Genomic DNA, 18,523 nt, shown 5'->3' with positions numbered 1-18,523 from the left:
TGCGTAACTGGTATACACCAGATATGCGGCCACGCTAATCGGCGAATATGACAAACAAATGAAAGCGGCAAAATATATTTGCCGGCAACGGGGAATTGGGCGTGGGGGAGAAAGGCGGGGCGGCGGGCGCAGCCCCTGTCATGCGGGGTTAAAGCGTATCGACTTCGATGCGCAGGCTGTCGTGGCGCCAGTACTCGATATCGAAATCGAGAATGCGGCCGTGCTGGTCGTAATTCAACCGGCGCAGCAATAAGGCGGGCAGGCCGACCATGGCGCCGAGCGCGTTGGCGGCGCGGTAAGGCAGGGCCGTCGGGTAGAACGACAGGTGCATGTTGCTGTAAATCAACGCGTAATGCTGTTGATAGACTTCGGTCAGGCTGCCGTTGAGATCGTGGCTGAGCAGTTCCGGCACCCGCTGCGGCAGGCAGTGGTTTTCGCAATAACAGATGGCGCGGCCGTCGGCGTAGCGCACGCGGCGCAGCAGATACACCTGGTCGAAGGGTTCGAGCGCCAGCGGCTGCATCACGTCGAGCGGCACCGTGGTTTTTTCGCCGGACAGCAGCGCGGTGCGCGGCGCGCGCCCCTGCTCCTGGCACAGGCGGTGGAAGTTGGTGTTCTGCGTCGGATCCAGCCACAGCCGTTCCGGCGTGACGAACCAGCCGCGGCGATCGGCGCGATAGATGGCGCCGGTGGCCTCCAGCTGCGCCAGGCTCTCGCGAATGGTAACGCGGGTGGTGGAGAAGATGGCGCACAGCTCGCGCTCCGAAGGCAGCTTATCGCCCGCCTGCAGCGCGCCGCGGGTGATGCGCGCCTGAAGCTGATCCTTGATCTGCAGGTAGTGGGGCATTTCGCCCTGATGTTCTTTCATTTCATCTCGCTATGGCATCGGCCCGTCATTCCGGCACGCGCTTATTATACATAGCCAGATGAATTTTTTGTTTCACCGCGCTTTGTCGTTTGACCGGGGAAGGAATTTGCCGCCACAATGCCTGCAATCTGGTATAGACCAAATAGGTGAATAACATGTCCGATCGAAACTACCTGCTGTTGACCCCCGGCCCGTTGACCACGTCGAAAACGGTAAAAGAGGCGATGCTGTTCGACAGCTGCACCTGGGATGAAGATTACAACCTGGGCGTGGTGCAAAGCATCCGGCAGCAGCTGGTGGCGCTGGCGACGCCGTCCGCCGGTTACACCTCGGTGTTGCTGCAGGGCAGCGGCAGCTTTGCGGTGGAGGGCGTGCTGGGCACGGCCATCGGCCCGCAGGACAAGCTGCTGATCGTCAACAACGGCGCCTATGGGGCGCGGATGATCGAAATGGCGCGGCTGATGGATATCGACCACCACGCTTTCGACTGCGGCGAGGTCAATGAGCCGGACGTGGCGGCGATGGAGGCGGTGCTGAAAAGCGATGCGCGCATCAGCCATATAGCCATGGTGCACTGCGAAACCACCACCGGCATGCTCAACCCGCTGCAGAAGGTCGCCGGCCTGGCGGCGCGCAACGGCAAGACCTTTATCGTCGACGCCATGAGCAGCTTCGGCGGCATCCCGCTGGATGTAGACGCGCTGGGCATCGATTTTCTGATCAGCTCCGCCAACAAATGCATTCAGGGCGTGCCGGGCTTCGCTTTCGTCATCGCCCGCCGCAGCGAACTGGAGAAATGCGCCGGCCGCTCGCGCTCGCTGTCGCTGGATCTGTATGCCCAGTGGCGCTGTATGGAAGACCAGGCCGGCAAATGGCGCTTTACGTCGCCGACCCACACCGTGCTGGCCTTCGCGCAGGCGCTGAAAGAGCTGGAACAAGAGGGCGGCATTGCCGCGCGCCACCGCCGCTATCAAACCAATCAGCGGCGGCTGGTGGCGGGCATGCGCGAGCTGGGCTTTGAGACTCTGCTCGATGATGCGTTGCATTCGCCGATCATCACCGCATTCTATTCGCCAAAGGCCGACACTTACCGCTTCGCCGAATTTTATCAGCGCCTGAAACAGCAAGGGTTTGTGATCTATCCCGGCAAAGTGTCGCAGAGCGACTGCTTCCGCATCGGCAACATCGGGGAAATTTATCCGCAAGATATCGAACGTTTGCTGGCGGCCGTCGGGCAGGCGATGTACTGGAATCAATAAGGATTGACCATGAAACAGATCAACGCAGTGATCCTCGACTGGGCCGGCACCACGGTGGACTTCGGCTCCTTTGCGCCAACGCAGATTTTCGTCGAGGCGTTCAAACAAACCTTCGATATCGACATCAGCCTGGCGGAGGCGCGCATTCCGATGGGGCTGGGCAAATGGCAGCACATCGAGGCGCTGGGCAAGCTGCCGGCGGTCGACGCGCGCTGGCGGCAGAAGCTGGGCCGCTCGATGAGCCACCAGGACATCGACGCGCTGTATCAGGCGTTTATGCCGCTGCAAATCGCCAAAGTGATCGACTTCGCCGATCCCATCGAGGGTGTGCCACAGGTGATTGCCGGGCTGCGCGAACAGGGCATTAAAATCGGCTCCTGCTCCGGTTATCCGCGTGCGGTGATGGAGGTGCTGGTGCCTGCCGCCGCGCAGCGCGGCTACGCGCCGGATTACTGGGTCGCCACTGACGATCTCGCGGCCGGCGGGCGGCCGGGGCCGTGGATGGCGTTGCAGAATGCCATCGCGCTGGGCATCGATGCGGTGGCGCACTGCGTGAAGGTGGACGACGCGGTGCCGGGCATTCATGAAGGGCTGAACGCCGGGATGTGGAGCGTCGGGCTGGCGCTGTCCGGCAACGAGTTTGGCGCGACCTGGCAGGAGTACCGCCAAATGGCGGCGGCAGAGATCGAGCTGCGCCGTACGGCGGCCGCCGATAAGCTGTATGCGGCGGGCGCACATTATGTGATAGACACGCTGGCGCAATTGCCGGGCGTTATCGCCGACATCAACCGGCGGCTGGCGGACGGCGAGCGGCCGTAACGACCGGGCGCGGGGCATAAAAAAACCGGGGAGAATCCCCGGTTTTTTCGTTTTGAGACGGCGTTAACGGTGAGCCAATTCGACTTCGTCTTCGCTGTCCATCACGGTTTTGTCGGTTTGCTTCATCAGCTGGCTGGTGATGGTGCCCGCCGCCATGGAGCCGTTGACGTTCAGCGCGGTACGGCCCATGTCGATCAGCGGTTCGACCGAGATCAGCAGCGCGACCAGCGTCACCGGCAGGCCCATCGCCGGCAGCACGATCAGCGCGGCGAAGGTGGCGCCGCCACCCACGCCCGCCACACCGGCGGAGCTGATGGTGACGATGCCGACCAGGGTGGCGATCCACACCGGATCCAGCGGGTTGATGCCGACGGTCGGCGCAACCATCACCGCCAGCATTGCCGGGTAGAGGCCTGCACAGCCGTTCTGGCCGATGGTGGCGCCGAACGAAGCCGAGAAGCTGGCGATGGATTCCGGCACGCCCAGGCGACGGGTCTGCGCTTCCACGTTCAATGGAATGCTGGCGGCGCTGGAGCGGCTGGTGAAGGCGAAGGTGATCACCGGCCACACCTTGCGGAAGAATTTCAGTGGATTAACGCCGGTGAAGGCCAGCAGGGCGGCGTGAACCACGAACATGATGGCCAGGCCAATGTACGAGGCCACCACGAAGCTGCCGAGCTTGACGATGTCGTGAATGTTGGAACCGGCAACCACTTTGGTCATCAGCGCCAGCACGCCGTACGGCGTCAGTTTCATGACCAAACGCACCAGCTTCATCACCCAGGCTTGCAGGGTGTCGATAGCCACCAGCACGCGCTCGCCTTTCGGCTTGTCGTCTTTCAGCAGCTGCAGCGACGCCACGCCGAGGAAGGTGGCGAAAATCACCACGCTGATGATCGACGTCGGGCTGGCGCCGGTCAGATCGGCGAACGGGTTTTTCGGGATGAACGACAGCACCATCTGCGGCACGGTCAGATCGGCCAGTTTACCCACGTAGTTGGTCTGGATTGCCGTCAGGCGCGCGCTTTCCTGCGCGCCCTGCACCAGGCCTTCGGCGGTCAGGCCGAACAGGTTGGTGACCAGTACGCCCACCAGCGCCGAGATCAGCGTGGTGAACAGCAGCGTGCCGATAGTCAGGACGCTGATTTTGCCCAGAGAAGAGGCGTTATGCAGCTTGGCCACCGCGCTCAGGATCGAGGCGAACACCAGCGGCATGACGATCATTTGCAGCAGCTGCACATAGCCGTTGCCGACGATGTTGAACCAGCTGATGGATTCTTTCAGTACCGGGTTGTCGGAGCCGTACACCAGCTGCAGGCCCAGGCCGAACACCACGCCGACCACCAGGCCGACCAGCACTTTTTTCGCCAGGCTCCATTGCTTGTGGCGGGTTTGCGCCAGCAGCAACAGGAGCGCGACAAACACCAGCACGTTAATCACGAGCGGAAAATTCATCCCCAATGTCTCCAATCATCTTTCTTATAAAAACGACTACGCATCACGTATGTCGCGATGTAAATATCGTAACAGTTTGCCGAGTGGCCTACTTATATCCAAATGGAATTTGATATAGCTTTTTGTGTGTTTTTGTTCATTTTATATACATGAAGGTGATTGGTTGAGCGGATTTTTGTGATCAGAGTCTAATATTTCTGATTTGCTCGACATAGGATTGCACCGGCAGGGTGAAATCACCTTGCCAGCAGATGGCAAACGCCACCAGGCACAGACACAACACACGCTCGAGCTGGTTGCCTTTTTGCGAGTTGAGCAGCGGCAGACGAAAACGCCAGCGGCACGGCCACAGCAGCGGCACGCCGGCGGGGGTGAGCATATCGGCCAGCAGATGGCTGAAGTAGCCGATGATCATGGCGTGCAGCGCGTCGGCCGGGATCGGCCAGCTGCGCGGCACGTCCAGCTGGAACAGCGCCATGCCGCCGGCGATCGCCAGCAGGCTGTGGGTGAAACCGCGGTGGCCGAATGCGCGGGCGATGGGAATGGCGAGCCAGCGCAGACGCTGGCCCAGCACCGACTTGGGGTGATCGATATCCGGCAGCAGCGAGGTCAGCAGCGCGGCGGGTATGATGTGCCACCAGTCGCCGGTAGCCAGCTCTGGCGTCACTTCCGCCTTCTTGGCGAAGATCGCGCAAGCGACAGAGAATATAAGGTGTCCTTCCGCGGTCATGCTGTTGCGATTCCGGCTGGTAAACTGTTAATTTATCCAGTATATGGGAAAATTCCCAGTAGTGGAAGCAGTTACCCTGTAACCAATTGTTTATTTTCCCCTGTTTTACAATGGGTTGTTACGGCAATGCGTAACAAATCATCGATTTTGACCGGTGAGAATTAACGGCGGGCGATGGGCGGTGCGGAACGGAAAGAAACGAGGGCGGTTGTTTGGCGTGCGGCGGGAGGAAGCGGCGGCCTTGAACAGCGCTGCGTGGCAGTGACAACGCTCCGCGGGCCGTCGCTTTCCCTGCCGCCCAGCATAATAATAACAACATGCCAATTCAATAATAATGAAACACTGTTTCGTTTGTTTTGCGGCGCGGATCCCTTTTATGCCGCAGAGCGGCAAAGCCAGGGCGCCGGTGGCCGGCGCCGCAGGTCAGGCAAAGTGGGCGGGGGTGAGCTGTTCCAGGGTCTCCAGCTGGTGGTCCGCCAGCGCCCAGCGCGGATCGTGGCGGTATTCGGCGGCCGGGATGACGATGGAACGCATGCGCGCGGCCTTGGTGGCGATCATGCCGTTAAAGGAGTCTTCCAGCGTGATGCAGCGCAGCGGATCGCTGCCCAGGCGCTCGGCGGCGATCAGGTAGACCTCAGGGTGCGGTTTGCTGTACGGCAGGTATTCGGCGGAAACCAACTGATCGAAGTAGCCCTCAAGATCGAACATCTTCAGCACCTGCCGTTGCATGTGCAGCGGCGAGGCGGAGGCGAGGCCGATGTTCAGCCCCTGCTCGCGGCACAGCTCCAGCGCCTGCCGGACGCCCGGCAGCAGCGGGCGCGTCTCGTGCACCAGCTCGATGGCGCGTTCGATAATCCGCGCCGACACCTCATCGAGCGATACGCCTTGCCACGGCATCGCCTGGTACCACATCTTCACCACCAGATCGATGCGCAGCCCCAGGGTGTCCGGCAGTTTGTGGCGATCGGACAGATCCAGACCCAGCGCGCCGAAGATATCCAGCTCGGCCTGCAGCCACAGCGGTTCCGAGTCGATCAACAAGCCGTCCATATCAAAAATTGCGGTTTCAATGCGTTGCGAATAAGCCATTAACGGTTAACTCCTGCCGGCGCGGGTGAATGTGCCCGATACTCTATCATCGCCGGTGGCGAGACTAAAATCTTTGCCTGCGCGTTTGGCTTTTGCCAAAGCGAAGGATATTCCACACCTCGCGTAATTTTAACCACCAGCGTTGGTGTTGGCGCTCGGTGACCTGTTGCAACATGCGGGCATAGTCCAGCACCAGTCCCGGCGTCCAGGTCATGCTTTCGCCACGGCTGCGCAGTACCGCCAGCATCCACAGATTGGGATCCAGCACCAATAACAGAAAACGGCGCCACAGATGTTTATCGCCCAGCACGCCCTCCAGCGCGCTGTCGAGCGCGCCGATGACCGTGGTGGAGCAGTTGCGCCGAGTCAGGTTGTAAGTCGCGTCCTGCCGATACCGCAGCCAGAATGCGCGCAGCGCCGCCGGGTTATAGCGATAGAACTGAATTTTCTTGTCCGGCGGGCACCAGGCGGCGATCTCGCCCGGCAGGTCGGGCAGGAAACGCCCGTCGACGTTGTTCTGTTCGCCGGCATGCAGCAACTGGCGGAAATCTTGAACGGAATGGCTGATGTCGTTGAGCGGGTAGTGACTGATATACACATCCGGCGCGAGCGCCAGGGCGGCATGACCGGTGGAGATATTGCCGCCGCCGTCGACCGCCGCGATGTATCGGTCGACGATGTAACGCCGGCGTGGATCTTTAGCCGCACCAATCGGTGTCCAGACATACACCGTGAGCGGCGTAGCCTCGTCCGCCGGGGGCGGTGGCTGCCGCGCGGGGTGCTGATTCAGAGAGAAGCTTGCCAGCCTCCGGGCGATACGCAATAAAGCCCAGCCGGAAAGCACCATCATCACGCCGAGGCAAAAGGGCACCGTCATCCGGTGCGGCGCCGGCCAGCCGACAAAAATCATCAACGAAAGCAGGATCTCGCCGCCGCCCGCCAGCGCCACGGTTTTCCATCGACTGTGTTGAATCACCGTGGAGGAGGCGATGCGCACGGTGCCGTCAAGCAGCAGCGCGCTGCCAAACACAACGGTGGCGACGATGTTATCGTCTGCGGGCACGTCCAACATTAAAAAGGCCATAAACACGAAGCCCAGCCCCTTCAGCAGCACCGGCCTGCTGGCGGAAGAGCCGATCACCAGCGCGGCGGATATCGCCACCAGCCCCTCCAGCGCCAGGATGACCGCCAGCGCATCCAGCGCCAGCACGGATCGGCCATCCTGCAGTATGTCGAACAGCACCAGCGCCCCTGCGGCTATCCACAGCCAACCGAACAGCACCAGCAGGCGACGCTGGCCGTGCAGCGCCTGCGCGCCCAGCAATAAGATAATCAGTCGAATCATGGCGGCCTCTGCCCGAATGGATAACTTTATCTCTTCAATGATAGTGCCCGGACGGCGTTAAGCAGTTGATTTCGGCGAATTCGGCTAAGCTTGTAGCACAGCGGGAATGAAGAAAACGGTGGGCGAGCTTTGCCAACTGCAGGTAGACTTAGCCGATTCGGTTACGTCGCTAACAAGGGGAACACATGACGTATCAACAGGCCGGGCGTATCGCCATTTTGAAACGCATTCTCGGATGGGTGGTTTTTATCCCGGCGTTGCTGTCTACGCTGATTTCCGTGCTGGGCTTTGTCTACCAGCACAGTGAAAAAACTAAGGGCATCAACGCGGTGATGCTGGATTTTGTCCACGTGATGGTGGACATGGTGCGTTTCAATACGCCGTTCCTGAATCTTTTCTGGTACAACTCCCCGGTGCCTGACGTGGATAAAAGCCTGTTCAGCGGCGCCAATCTGATGTTCATCATCATCTACATACTGATCTTCGTCGGGCTGGCGCTGCAGGCTTCCGGCGCGCGCATGTCGCGCCAGGTCAAGTTCATCCGCGAAGGGTTGGAAGACCAGATGATCCTGGAGCAGGCCAAGGGCAGCGAAGGGCACACGCGCCAGCAGCTGGAGGAGCGCATTACGCTGCCGCACCACACCATCTTCCTGCAATACTTCCCGCTGTACATCCTGCCGATCGTGATTGCGGTGATCGCCTGGTTCGTGATCCGCCTGTTGGGGCAGTTGGCCGGCGCGGCCTGAGGCATGAACGGGGCGCCGAGCGGCGCCCCGGAACGTTACGACGCCTCGGGCTGCAACAGCGCCTCCACCGCGCGCTGCGCAGCCACCAGATGCTGGCCGCCGAACAGGTTGCTGCGGTTGAGCAGGTAGTACAGCTGATACAGCGGCTGGCGCTCGATAAACCCGGCACCCAGCGGCCACACGCTCTGATAGCCGTCGTAGATCTGCGGCGGCAGCTCCGGATACAGCGGCAGCATCGCCAAATCGCACTCTCGGTCGCCCCAGTAACTGGCCGGATCGAACAGAATCGGCCCGTTGGTGGTCATCGCGCAGTTGCCCGGCCACAGGTTGCCGTGCAGCAGGGAAGGCTGCGGCTGGTGGTGCTGCAAGCGCAGATACACCCGATCGACGATGTCGTCGATATCGCCGAAGGTCATGCCTTTCTCCGCCGCCAGCTGCAGCTGCCAGCCGATGCGCTGCTCGGCGAAGAATTCCGACCAGCGGCGCTGCCAGGCGTTGGGTTGCGGGGTGGTGGTCAGATCGCTGTCGAAGTCGAGACCGAACTGCGGTTGCTCGCTCCACTGGTGCAGATGCGCCAGCTGCTGGCCCAGGCAGTAGGCGCCGTGGGCGTCGAGGGGTTTCAGCTGCTGATACTCCAGCAGCAGGAAGCTGTAGTCGCGATCGCTGCCGACGCCGTACACTTCCGGCACCCGCACGCTTTTGCTGCGCGCCAGCAACGCCAGCTGATCGGCCTCGGCGGTGAATATCGGCAGTTGTTCACGGGCGTCGCATTTCACGAACACCTCGTTGTCACCGTAACTCACGCGCCACGCCGGGTGAATGTCGCCCCCGGGCAGTTCAATCCTTTCGCGTATCTCTGCGCTGCCAAGATGTTCACTTAACAGACGGCTAACGGCTTGCCACATGGTATCTCCCCCTCTGTGCTGCCTGATAATTCATTAGGTTAGCGTCTTTCCCGTGGTGAAAACACGACGCGGCGCACAGCCGGCGTCAAAGGTGGCGATTTTTTCAGCGTCTCGCCAGCTCAAAGTATATACCCTATTGATTAATTTAAGCGCAATACCGGTTGCAACTTGATGACAACAACGCAATGAGCGGGGGCAGGCGATGCGGCGAGCAGAGGGCATCGCCGCATCGGAGGGGATTAACCGCCGGTGAGGGCGTTTTGGTTACGCTGTAACGGACGCAGCTTGCTGTACAACAAGGCGATAACGAACAGCACGGCCTGTACGATGACGATGCAGGGCCCGGTGGCGCCGTCGATGTGGAAGCTGATCAGGGTGCCAAGCACGCAGGAGAACACCGACACTACCGTCGCCACCACCAGCATGCGTTCGAAGCGGCGGCACAGCATAAAGGCGATGATGCCCGGGGCGATCAGCATGGCGATCACCAGGATCACCCCCACGGCCTGCAGCGAGGCGACGATGGTCATCGCCAGCAGGCACAGCAGCCCGTAGTGCAGCAGCTTGACCGGCAGGCCAATCACCCGCGCATGATGCGGATCGAAGCAGTACAGCATGAAGTCTTTGCGCTTGAGCAGCACCACCGCCAGGGTGATGCCGGCGATCAGCAGGGTTTGCTTCAGCTCGCCGTCGGTAATGCCCAGCATGTTGCCGAACAAAATGTGGCTCAGGTGTTGGTCGGTATCGATGCGTGAGAACAGCACCAGGCCGAAGGCGAACATGCCGGAAAAGACGATGCCCATCACCGTGTCTTCTTTCACCCGGCTGTTCTCTTTCAGGTAGCCGGTGGCTACCGCACAGAAGATGCCGGAAAGGAAGGCGCCGATCGCCAGCGGAATGCCGACCACGAACGCCACCACGATGCCGGGCAGCACCGCGTGCGAGATGGCGTCGCCCATCAGCGACCAGCCTTTGAGCACCAGGTAGCAGGAGAGCACTGCGCACACTACGCCGGTGACGATGGCGGCGACGATCGCCCGCTGCATGAACGGGTAGGCGAAGGGTTCGCTGAGCAGTTGATACAGGGTGTCCATCAGCGGCCTCCGGTTTGCGAATGCGCCACGCGGCGGCGGGACGCCAGCAGGCCGTGTTTCGGCGCGAAGAAGAACGCCGCGAGGAACACCAGCGTTTGCAGGGTGACGATCACCCCCCCGGTGGCGCCGTCGAGGAAGAAGCTCAGGTAGGCGCCGATGCCGCTGGTCAATGCGCCGATGATGATGGCGATGATCACCAGCCGGCTGAAGCGATCGGTCAACAGATAGGCGGTAGCGCCAGGCGTGATCACCATGGCGATCACCAAAATGGCGCCGACGGTTTGCAGCGCGGCGACGGTGCAGGCGCTGAGCAGGGTGAAGAACAGGATCTTCAGCTTTAGCGGCGACAGGCCGATCGACACCGCGTGGCTTTCGTCGAAGAACACCGCCAGCAGGTCTTTCCACACCAGGCACAGGATCAGCAGCGAAACGCCGATAATGATTTCCACCTGCAGCACGTCTTCATCGGCGATGCCGAGGATGTTGCCGAAGATGATCGACTGCACGTTGACCGAGGTGGGGTTGAGCGACACGATCAGCAGGCCGACGGCGAAGAAGGTGGAGAAGATAAAGCCGATGATGGCGTCTTCGCGCAGCCGGGTGATGTGGCGCACCAGCGTCATCGCCAGCGCCGCCAGCATGCCGGTGAAGAAGGCGCCGGCGGCGTAGGGCAGGCCGAGGGCGTAGGCGCCGGCCACGCCGGGCACCACCGAGTGCGACAGCGCGTCGCCCATCAGCGACCACCCTTTCAACATCAGGTAGGCGGAGAGGAACGCGCAGGCGGCGCCGACGATGGCGCTGACCCAGATGGCCTTAACCATGTAGTTGTAACTGAAAGGTTGCAGCAGAAGGTCCAGCATCAGGATTGTTTCTCCCTGGCCTGGCTGTTGGCCGGCGGATCGCTCTTGGTGTGGCCGTAGAACACCGCCGGGCGCTCATCGTCGGTCAACACCGTAACGGTGCGCGGATCGTTGTCATCGTGCAGATCCGGGCCGGAGAGGTTGATATGGCGCAGCACGCCGCCGAACGCCTGCTCCAGATTGCTCTGGGTGAAGGTGGTTTCGGTCGGGCCGGCGGCCAGCACCGTGCGGTTGATGAGGATCACCCGATCGCAAAACTCTGGCACGCTGCCGAGGTTGTGGGTGGAGACCAGGATCAGGTGCCCCTCGTCGCGCAATGCGCGCAGCAGATCGATAATGGCATTCTCGGTTTTCACATCCACGCCGGTGAACGGTTCATCCAGCAGCAGCACGGTGCCCTGTTGCGCCAGCGCGCGCGCCAGAAACACGCGCTTCTTCTGGCCGCCCGACAGCTCGCCGATCTGCCGGCCGCGCAGCTCGCTCAGGCCGACGCGCTCCAGCGCCTTGTCGACCCGCAGCCGATCCTCGCGCGACGGAATACGCAGGAAGTTCATCTTGCCGTAGCGGCCCATCATCACCACGTCTTCCACCAGCACCGGGAAGTTCCAGTCGACGTCTTCGGTCTGCGGCACGTAGGCGATCAGATTCTTTTTCAGCGCCTCCGCCACCGGTTTGTCGCTTAGCGACACCCGGCCGGCGGTGGGCCTGACCAGGCCCATGATGCTTTTGAACAACGTCGACTTGCCGCTGCCGTTGACGCCGACCAGCGCGCAGATCGAACCGCCGCTCAGGGTAAAGCTGGCGTTGTGAATGGCGGTGTGTCCGTTGTTGTAGGTCACTGTGACGTCGTCCACGTTCAACTCAGGGCGGACAAACGGTTCATGGGTCATTGATCGAATCCTTTGGCGATGGTTTGCACGGTGGTGTTAAGCAGGTCGATGTAGGTCGGCACCGGACCGTCGCGGGTGGACAGCGAGTCTACGTACAGCACGCCGCCGTATTTGGCGCCGGTTTCTTTCGCCACCTGTTTGGCCGGCTTGTCGGAAATGGTGCTCTCGCTGAACACTACCGGAATATGGTGGGCGCGCACTGCGTCGATCACCCGGCGCACCTGCTGCGGCGAGCCTTGCTCATCGGCGTTGATCGGCCACAGATAGACTTCTTTCAGCTGATAGTCCTGCGCCAGGTAGCTGAAGGCGCCTTCGCTGGTCACCAGCCAGCGCTGTGCGGCCGGAATGCGCGCCAAGCGTTCGCGCAGCGGGGCGTCCAGCGCGCCGATTTTCTCTGCGTAGGCCTTGGCATTGCGGTTATAGGTTGCCGCGTTGGCCGGATCGTGCTCCACCAGCGCTTTGCGGATGTTCTCGATGTATACCAGCGCGTTGCTCGGCGACATCCAGGCGTGCGGATTAGGGTTGCCGTTATACGGCCCTTCGCGGATCGGCAGCGGGGTAATGCCTTCGGTGACTACCGCCGCCGGCACCTGCTTGATGTTTTCGAAGAAACGCTGGAACCAGCGTTCCAGGTTCATGCCGTTCCACAGGATCAGGTCGGCGTGCTGCGCTTTGACGATATCGCGCGGGGTCGGTTGATAGTCGTGGATCTCGGCGCCCGGCTTGGTGATGGACTCTACCACGGCGGCATCACCCGCCACGTTCTGGGCGATGTCCTGAATGATGGTAAAGGTCGTCACCACGCGCAGCTTTTTTTCCGCCAGCGCGTTTTGGCTGACCAAGGCGGCGCCGAGCAGCAGGCAGGCGAGCGTGAAAGGGCGTAACAGTGTGGCAGCGCGGAAAGGGCGACTGCGACGAAAAGCACAACTTATCAATGGCATGATGACGTCTCCTGGTTCAAATGAAAATGATTATCAATATCAATTGAAGCGAAGTCAAGCGTCACTTGCCCACCGCCGGCGGGGTACATCTCCAACTGAAAAAATAATACCCTCCGGGAAGTTATAGCATTTTATGTATCAGTATGTAACCGCTGAAGGTAGTCCTTACAGGCGCATATCGCCACCTCCGGCTGTTTTCCCAATGCCAACTGGCCGAACCCCTGCGCCAGGCGCTGTACATCCTCTTGATCCAGCACGGTTATGAACGCAAAACTGTTGCTGCCGAGCTCATGGTGCACGCCATTTTCGTCTGTCACCGATGTGACAAAACCTTCGCGCGTCAATTGCCCGGTCAGCTTCGCCAGGTCGGTTAATCCCTCTTCCTGATAGCGAAAAGTCACCACAAAGCAGTTTGTTGCAGATTGACTCATAAATCACCTCTTGGTATATGGATAGCTTGAGATTAGCCCAAAAAATTACTGCAGGTGTCCTTACAAGTTGTATATGCTACGCAACTCATTGAAAGGAGTGAGGGATTCTGTGAAAACAAAAATAGGTTGCCTTACGGCAATTTTGCTTTTGTCGGGGTGCGCCAAAGATCCGCAAACGGCAAGCAATATTTCAGGCAGTGGCACAACGCGCGGCGGTTGGTTAAAACCCCCTCCGCAGGCACCGGTAAACCGCACAGGCACGCCGGTTGCCTATAACGATTACATTCGTCAGGCCGCCAGCAACTACGGCGTTGACGAAACGCTGATTAAAGCGATTATTCAGGTGGAGTCCGGGTTTAACCCGAACGTGGTCAGCACCTCGAACGCAGTGGGATTGATGCAGCTTAAGGCTTCTACCGCCGGCCGCGACGCCTATCGCATGAAAGGACGAAGCGGGCAACCCAGCTCGCGTGAGCTGAAGGATCCGGCGGTCAATATTGATCTGGGAACGGCCTATATCAATATTCTTCAAAGCCAGCAGCTAGCCGGGATCAACAACCCACAGACTTTGCGTTATGCCACCATCGTTTCGTACGTGAACGGGGCGGGCGCCATGTTGCGCACCTTCTCCTCGGACAAGCGCGTGGCGGTGAATCGCATCAATCAGATGAGCCCGGACGAGTTTTATCAGCACATCCAGAAAAAGCACCCGGCGCCGCAGGCGCCGCGCTATTTGTGGAAGGTGACCACCGCCTACCAGGCGATGTCGCAGTAACCCTCTTCCTTGTCGAATCGGCCGCTGAACGCGGCCGATTTTGTTTCCGACGCCGTTCCAGCGCGCGAGCTGCTTCTCATTTTTCGTTATTTCCTCACCGCTTATCGGAAAAACCGCACGAAAAGTTAAATTTACGTTAGCGGATAAATCTTTACGTTCATTCAATAAGTTACCGGTAACATTTTTGCGCTTGGATGCATTCTGACCTTCAATAAATATACAAATAAGTAACAAATTATTTTAAAAACCCGTATCGATCGCAAGGTTGCGGTTAAATAGTTGTGACTATCTTTGGATGGAATGTGACATGTCGAATCATAAAACCAACAATTCGCGGCGCGATTTCTTGTTGAAATCGATGACCTTAATTCCTGCGGCGGTAATTGGTGGCAGCGGCGTTGGCGCGCTGACGGCACCGACACCGGCGGTCGCGGCCTCGAACACCTCAACGCAGAACGATTACCAACCGACCTTTTTCACCCCGGAAGAGTGGGCCTTCATCAAGGCCGCCGTGGCGCGCCTGATCCCGGCCGACGAGCGCGGCCCCGGCGCACTGGAAGCCGGCGTGCCGGAGTTTATCGATCGCCAGATGAATACCCCGTACGCCACCGGCGCCATCTGGTACATGCAGGGGCCGTTCAACCCCGATGTGCCGAAGGAGATGGGCTATCAGCTGCCGCTGGTGCCCAAGCAAATCTACAACCTCGGCATCAGTGACGCCGACGCCTACAGCAAGAAAACCGCCGGCAAGGCCTTCGCCGAACTGGATGGCGCGCAGCAAGACGCCATGCTGCAAAAGTTCGAGTCCGGCGAGGCGGAGTTCCCGCAGCTGCCGTCGAAACTGTTCTTCTCCTATCTGCTGCAAAACACCCGCGAAGGTTTCTTCAGCGATCCCATCCATGGCGGCAACAAAGACATGGTGGGCTGGAAGCTGATTAATTTTCCGGGCGCGCGCGCCGATTTTATGGACTGGGTTGAGCGAGGGGAGCGTTATCCCTTCCCGCCGGTCTCGATTCGTGGGGAGAGGGGCTAAGCATGGCAACGGTAATGAAAAAAGTAGACGCGGTGATCGTCGGCTTCGGCTGGGTGGGCGCGATCATGGCCAAAGAGCTGACCGAGGCCGGCCTCAACGTGGTGGCGCTGGAGCGCGGCCCGATGCGCGATACCTATCCGGACGGGTCTTATCCGCAGGTGATCGACGAGCTGACCTATAACATCCGCCGCAAACTGTTCCAGGATCTGTCGAAAAGCACCGTCACCATTCGCCATAACAGCAGCCAGACCGCGGTGCCTTACCGCCAGCTGGCGGCGTTCCTGCCGGGCACCGGCGTCGGCGGCGCCGGTTTGCACTGGTCGGGCGTGCATTTCCGCGTCGATCCGATCGAACTGCGCATGCGCAGCCACTATGAAGAGCGCTACGGCAAAAACTTCATTCCGAAGGACATGACCATCCAGGACTTCGGCGTGACCTACGACGAGCTGGAACCGTTCTTCGACAAGGCGGAGAAAGTGTTCGGCACCTCCGGCACCGCCTGGACCATCAAAGGGCAGAAAGTGGCGCAGAAGGGCGGCAACCGCTTTGCGCCGGATCGCTCCGACGATTTCCCGCTGCCGGCGCAGAAAAATACCTACTCCGCCCAACTGTTCGAGAAGGCGGCGCTGGAGGTGGGTTACCACCCTTACAACCTGCCGTCCGCCAACACCTCGGATTCTTACACCAACCCGTACGGCGCGCAGATGGGCCCGTGCAACTTCTGCGGTTTCTGCAGCGGCTACGCCTGCTACATGTATTCCAAGGCCTCGCCGAACGTCAACATCTTGCCGGCGCTGCGCATGGAGAAACGCTTCGAGCTGCGCACCAACGCCAACGTGCTGAAGGTCAACCTGACCGACGACAAGTCCCGCGCCACCGGCGTGAACTACGTCGATGCGCAGGGGCGCGAGATTGAACAGCCGGCCGATCTGGTGATCCTGGGCGCGTTCCAGTTCCACAACGTGCACCTGATGCTGCTGTCCGGCATCGGCAAGCCTTACGATCCGGTGACCGGCGAGGGTGTGGTCGGGCGTAACTTCGCCTACCAGAACATGACCACCATCAAGGCGTTCTTCGATAAAGACGTGTTCACCAACCCGTTTATCGGCGCCGGCGGCAACGGTGTGGGCGTGGACGACTTCAACGCCGACAACTTCGACCATGCCAAAGAAGGCTTCGTCGGCGGTTCGCCGTTCTGGGTCAACCAGGCGGGCACCAAGCCGATCTCCGGTCTGCCGACGCCTCCGGGCACCCCGGCCTGGGGCAGCAAATGGAAAGCGGCGGTGGCGGATGCTTACACCCACCACGTTTCGATGGACGCCCACGGCGCGCACCAGTCGTATCGTAACAACTATCTGGATCTCGATCCCAACTACAAGAACGTGTTCGGCCAGCCGCTGCTGCGAATGACGTTCGACTGGCAGGAGAACGACATCAAGATGGCGCAGTTCATGTACGACAAGATGGCGCCGATCGCCAAGGCGATGAACCCGAAACTGATCGCCGGCAGCCCGAAAAACGCCAACAGCCACTTCGACACCACCAGCTACCAGACCACCCACATGAACGGCGGCGCGGTGATGGGGGAAGATCCGAAGACCAGCGCGGTCAACCGCTATCTGCAGAGCTGGGACGTGCACAACGTGTTCTCGATCGGCGCATCGGCCTTCCCGCAGGGGCTGGGCTACAACCCGACCGGCACCGTGGCGGCGCTGGCTTACTGGTCTGCCCGCGCCATTCGCGAGCAGTATCTGAAAAACCCAGGCCCATTGGTGCAAGCATAAGGACGGCGAACGATGAAAGCATTTGTACCGGCACTGGTTCTCAGTGCAGTGAGTTTTTCCGTTTGGGCACAGGACGCCACCGTCAGCAGCGAGCTGCTCAAGCGCGGTGAATACCTGGCGCGCGCCGGCGACTGCGTGGCCTGCCACACCGACGGCAAGAGCGGCAAAACCTTCGCCGGCGGCCTGGCGATGGAGACGCCGATCGGCACCATCTACTCCACCAACATCACGCCGGACAAGAAAACCGGCATCGGCGATTACAGCTTCGAGGATTTCGACAACGCGGTGCGTAAGGGCGTAGCCAAAAACGGCAGCACCCTGTATCCGGCGATGCCGTACCCGTCGTTCGCGCTGGTGAAAGAAGACGACATGCGCGCCATGTATGCCTATTTCATGCACGGCGTGCAGCCGGTGGAGCAGGCCAACAAGGATTCCGACATCCCGTGGCCGCTGTCGATGCGCTGGCCGCTGAGCATTTGGCGCGGCATGTTCGCGCCGTCGCCGGCGGACTTCGTCGCCGACGCCAAGGCCGATCCGATCATCGAGCGCGGCCGCTACCTGGTGGAAGGCCTGGGCCACTGCGGCGCCTGCCATACCCCGCGCAGCATCACCATGCAGGAAAAAGCGCTGAGCAACAGCGAAAGCGACGATTACCTGTCCGGCAGCAACGCGCCGATCGACGGCTGGGTGGCTTCCAGCCTGCGCGGTGATAACAAGGACGGCCTGGGCAGCTGGAGCGAAGCCGAGCTGACCGAGTTCCTGAAAACCGGCCGTAACGACAAGGCGATCGTATTCGGCGGCATGAGCGACGTGGTGGAGCACAGCCTGCAATACCTGAGCGACGACGATCTGACCGCTATCGCACGCTACCTGAAATCGCTGCCGCCGAAAGACGGCAAGCAGCAGGCGGCGCCGGTCGAAGACAGCGTGGCCAAGGATCTGTGGCGCGGCGACGACAGCAAGCCCGGCGCGGCGCTGTATGTCGATAACTGCGCGGCCTGTCACCGCACCGACGGGGTGGGTTACAAGCGCGCCTTCCCATCGCTGAAGGGCAATCCGGTGGTGCAGACCGAGGACGCGACCTCGCTGATCCACATCGTGCTGACCGGCAACACCACGCCGGCGGTGCAGGGGGCGGTGTCCAACATCACCATGCCGCCGTTCGGCTGGCGTCTGAACGATCAGCAGGTAGCGGACGTGGTGAACTTCATCCGCACCAGCTGGGGCAACAGCGCCAAACCGGTGAGTGCCTCCGACGTGGCCGACGTGCGTAAAGACCGCTCGATGATCCGCGACAAGAAGGAGATGGGCAGCGCCGAGGTGCCGGACCATCCGGACGCGAAGAAGTAAACCGTTTAAGGGCTCCGCAAGGGGCCCTTAGTTTTTACTGGGTGCGCCGGTTTTTTCAGCATTTCCTGTTCGCAAATCGTTCGTTCGGCCGATAAAACATAGACCCGCAACGGATTTTTCATTATCCTTTGCCGTCCTTTCATCAGGCG

18 protein-coding genes are annotated in these 18,523 nt (G+C 60.5%); 7 read left to right on the top strand and 11 right to left on the bottom strand.

Annotated elements, in window-relative coordinates:
- Positions 1 to 148 precede the first annotated feature (148 nt).
- Entirely contained in the window at positions 149 to 868 is a 720-nt protein-coding gene (gene phnR, locus ACSBQQ_RS07985; RefSeq protein WP_033653907.1) for a phosphonate utilization transcriptional regulator PhnR, read from the bottom strand.
- A gap of 155 nt (positions 869 to 1,023) precedes the next feature.
- On the opposite strand from phnR, the gene phnW reads away from it, so the two are divergent.
- Together phnW and phnX are read left to right on the top strand one after the other, a co-directional pair.
- A complete protein-coding gene (gene phnW, locus ACSBQQ_RS07980) occupies positions 1,024 to 2,127 on the top strand; it encodes a 2-aminoethylphosphonate--pyruvate transaminase (RefSeq protein WP_041034837.1) in 1,104 nt (367 codons plus the stop codon).
- Positions 2,128 to 2,136: 9 nt separating this feature from the next.
- Positions 2,137 to 2,946 (top strand): phosphonoacetaldehyde hydrolase, encoded by an 810-nt coding sequence (gene phnX, locus ACSBQQ_RS07975; RefSeq protein WP_033653909.1) that lies wholly within the window; start codon positions 2,137 to 2,139, stop codon positions 2,944 to 2,946.
- Positions 2,947 to 3,009: 63 nt separating this feature from the next.
- On the opposite strand, the gene ACSBQQ_RS07970 is transcribed toward phnX, so the two are convergent.
- The 4 genes from ACSBQQ_RS07970 to ACSBQQ_RS07955 form a co-directional block, all read right to left on the bottom strand.
- Positions 3,010 to 4,401, bottom strand: a complete 1,392-nt coding sequence (locus ACSBQQ_RS07970; protein ID WP_033638304.1) for an L-cystine transporter — start codon at positions 4,399 to 4,401, stop codon at positions 3,010 to 3,012.
- A 181-nt stretch (positions 4,402 to 4,582) separates the two neighbouring features.
- A complete protein-coding gene (locus tag ACSBQQ_RS07965) occupies positions 4,583 to 5,131 on the bottom strand; it encodes a metal-dependent hydrolase (protein WP_049212644.1) in 549 nt (182 codons plus the stop codon).
- Positions 5,132 to 5,554: 423 nt separating this feature from the next.
- A complete protein-coding gene (hxpB, locus tag ACSBQQ_RS07960) occupies positions 5,555 to 6,220 on the bottom strand; it encodes a hexitol phosphatase HxpB (RefSeq protein WP_033638306.1) in 666 nt (221 codons plus the stop codon).
- Positions 6,221 to 6,284: 64 nt separating this feature from the next.
- Complete coding sequence (locus ACSBQQ_RS07955) at positions 6,285 to 7,565, bottom strand: HdeD family acid-resistance protein (protein ID WP_060428573.1); 1,281 nt, start codon at positions 7,563 to 7,565, stop codon at positions 6,285 to 6,287.
- 185 nt (positions 7,566 to 7,750) lie between these two features.
- Between ACSBQQ_RS07955 and ACSBQQ_RS07950 the strand changes: the two genes are divergently transcribed.
- Complete coding sequence (locus ACSBQQ_RS07950; RefSeq protein ID WP_033638308.1) at positions 7,751 to 8,311, top strand: YniB family protein; 561 nt, start codon at positions 7,751 to 7,753, stop codon at positions 8,309 to 8,311.
- Positions 8,312 to 8,346: 35 nt separating this feature from the next.
- Here the strand turns inward: ACSBQQ_RS07950 and ACSBQQ_RS07945 are convergent, their stop codons facing one another.
- From ACSBQQ_RS07945 to ghoS, 6 genes are all read right to left on the bottom strand, one after another.
- Positions 8,347 to 9,216: a fructosamine kinase family protein gene (locus ACSBQQ_RS07945; RefSeq protein WP_033646323.1), complete on the bottom strand. Its 870-nt coding sequence runs from the start codon at positions 9,214 to 9,216 to the stop codon at positions 8,347 to 8,349.
- A 239-nt stretch (positions 9,217 to 9,455) separates the two neighbouring features.
- Positions 9,456 to 10,310, bottom strand: a complete 855-nt coding sequence (locus ACSBQQ_RS07940; protein WP_033646322.1) for a metal ABC transporter permease — start codon at positions 10,308 to 10,310, stop codon at positions 9,456 to 9,458.
- Entirely contained in the window at positions 10,310 to 11,170 is an 861-nt protein-coding gene (gene yfeC / locus ACSBQQ_RS07935; RefSeq protein WP_015377686.1) for an iron/manganese ABC transporter permease subunit YfeC, read from the bottom strand. Before yfeC ends, ACSBQQ_RS07940 begins: the two co-directional genes overlap by 1 nt.
- Positions 11,170 to 12,060, bottom strand: a complete 891-nt coding sequence (locus tag ACSBQQ_RS07930; RefSeq protein WP_033638312.1) for a manganese/iron ABC transporter ATP-binding protein — start codon at positions 12,058 to 12,060, stop codon at positions 11,170 to 11,172. The genes yfeC and ACSBQQ_RS07930 overlap by 1 nt, the downstream gene beginning before the upstream one ends.
- On the bottom strand, positions 12,057 to 13,001 hold the full coding sequence (locus ACSBQQ_RS07925) for a metal ABC transporter substrate-binding protein (protein ID WP_033638313.1): 945 nt from the start codon (positions 12,999 to 13,001) through the stop codon (positions 12,057 to 12,059). The genes ACSBQQ_RS07930 and ACSBQQ_RS07925 overlap by 4 nt, the downstream gene beginning before the upstream one ends.
- A gap of 131 nt (positions 13,002 to 13,132) precedes the next feature.
- Complete coding sequence (gene ghoS, locus ACSBQQ_RS07920) at positions 13,133 to 13,432, bottom strand: type V toxin-antitoxin system endoribonuclease antitoxin GhoS (RefSeq protein ID WP_033646321.1); 300 nt, start codon at positions 13,430 to 13,432, stop codon at positions 13,133 to 13,135.
- 109 nt (positions 13,433 to 13,541) lie between these two features.
- Between ghoS and ACSBQQ_RS07915 the strand changes: the two genes are divergently transcribed.
- The 4 genes from ACSBQQ_RS07915 to ACSBQQ_RS07900 all read left to right on the top strand — a co-directional run bounded on the left by ACSBQQ_RS07915 (position 13,542) and on the right by ACSBQQ_RS07900 (position 18,374).
- Positions 13,542 to 14,207: a transglycosylase SLT domain-containing protein gene (locus tag ACSBQQ_RS07915; RefSeq protein WP_004931439.1), complete on the top strand. Its 666-nt coding sequence runs from the start codon at positions 13,542 to 13,544 to the stop codon at positions 14,205 to 14,207.
- 307 nt (positions 14,208 to 14,514) lie between these two features.
- Entirely contained in the window at positions 14,515 to 15,240 is a 726-nt protein-coding gene (locus tag ACSBQQ_RS07910) for a gluconate 2-dehydrogenase subunit 3 family protein (RefSeq protein ID WP_033646320.1), read from the top strand.
- Positions 15,241 to 15,242: 2 nt separating this feature from the next.
- A complete protein-coding gene (locus ACSBQQ_RS07905; RefSeq protein ID WP_004931432.1) occupies positions 15,243 to 17,024 on the top strand; it encodes a GMC family oxidoreductase in 1,782 nt (593 codons plus the stop codon).
- 12 nt (positions 17,025 to 17,036) lie between these two features.
- Positions 17,037 to 18,374 (top strand): c-type cytochrome, encoded by a 1,338-nt coding sequence (locus ACSBQQ_RS07900; RefSeq protein WP_086556889.1) that lies wholly within the window; start codon positions 17,037 to 17,039, stop codon positions 18,372 to 18,374.
- The last annotated feature ends 149 nt before the right edge of the window (positions 18,375 to 18,523 follow it).

The sequence above is a fragment of the Serratia sp. G204Y genome, assembly GCF_051172435.1.
GTDB classification, from domain to species: Bacteria; Pseudomonadota; Gammaproteobacteria; order Enterobacterales; family Enterobacteriaceae; genus Serratia; species Serratia sarumanii.
The sequence above is the reverse complement of the archived record's forward strand: the minus strand, read 5'-3'. Positions and strand labels throughout refer to the sequence as shown.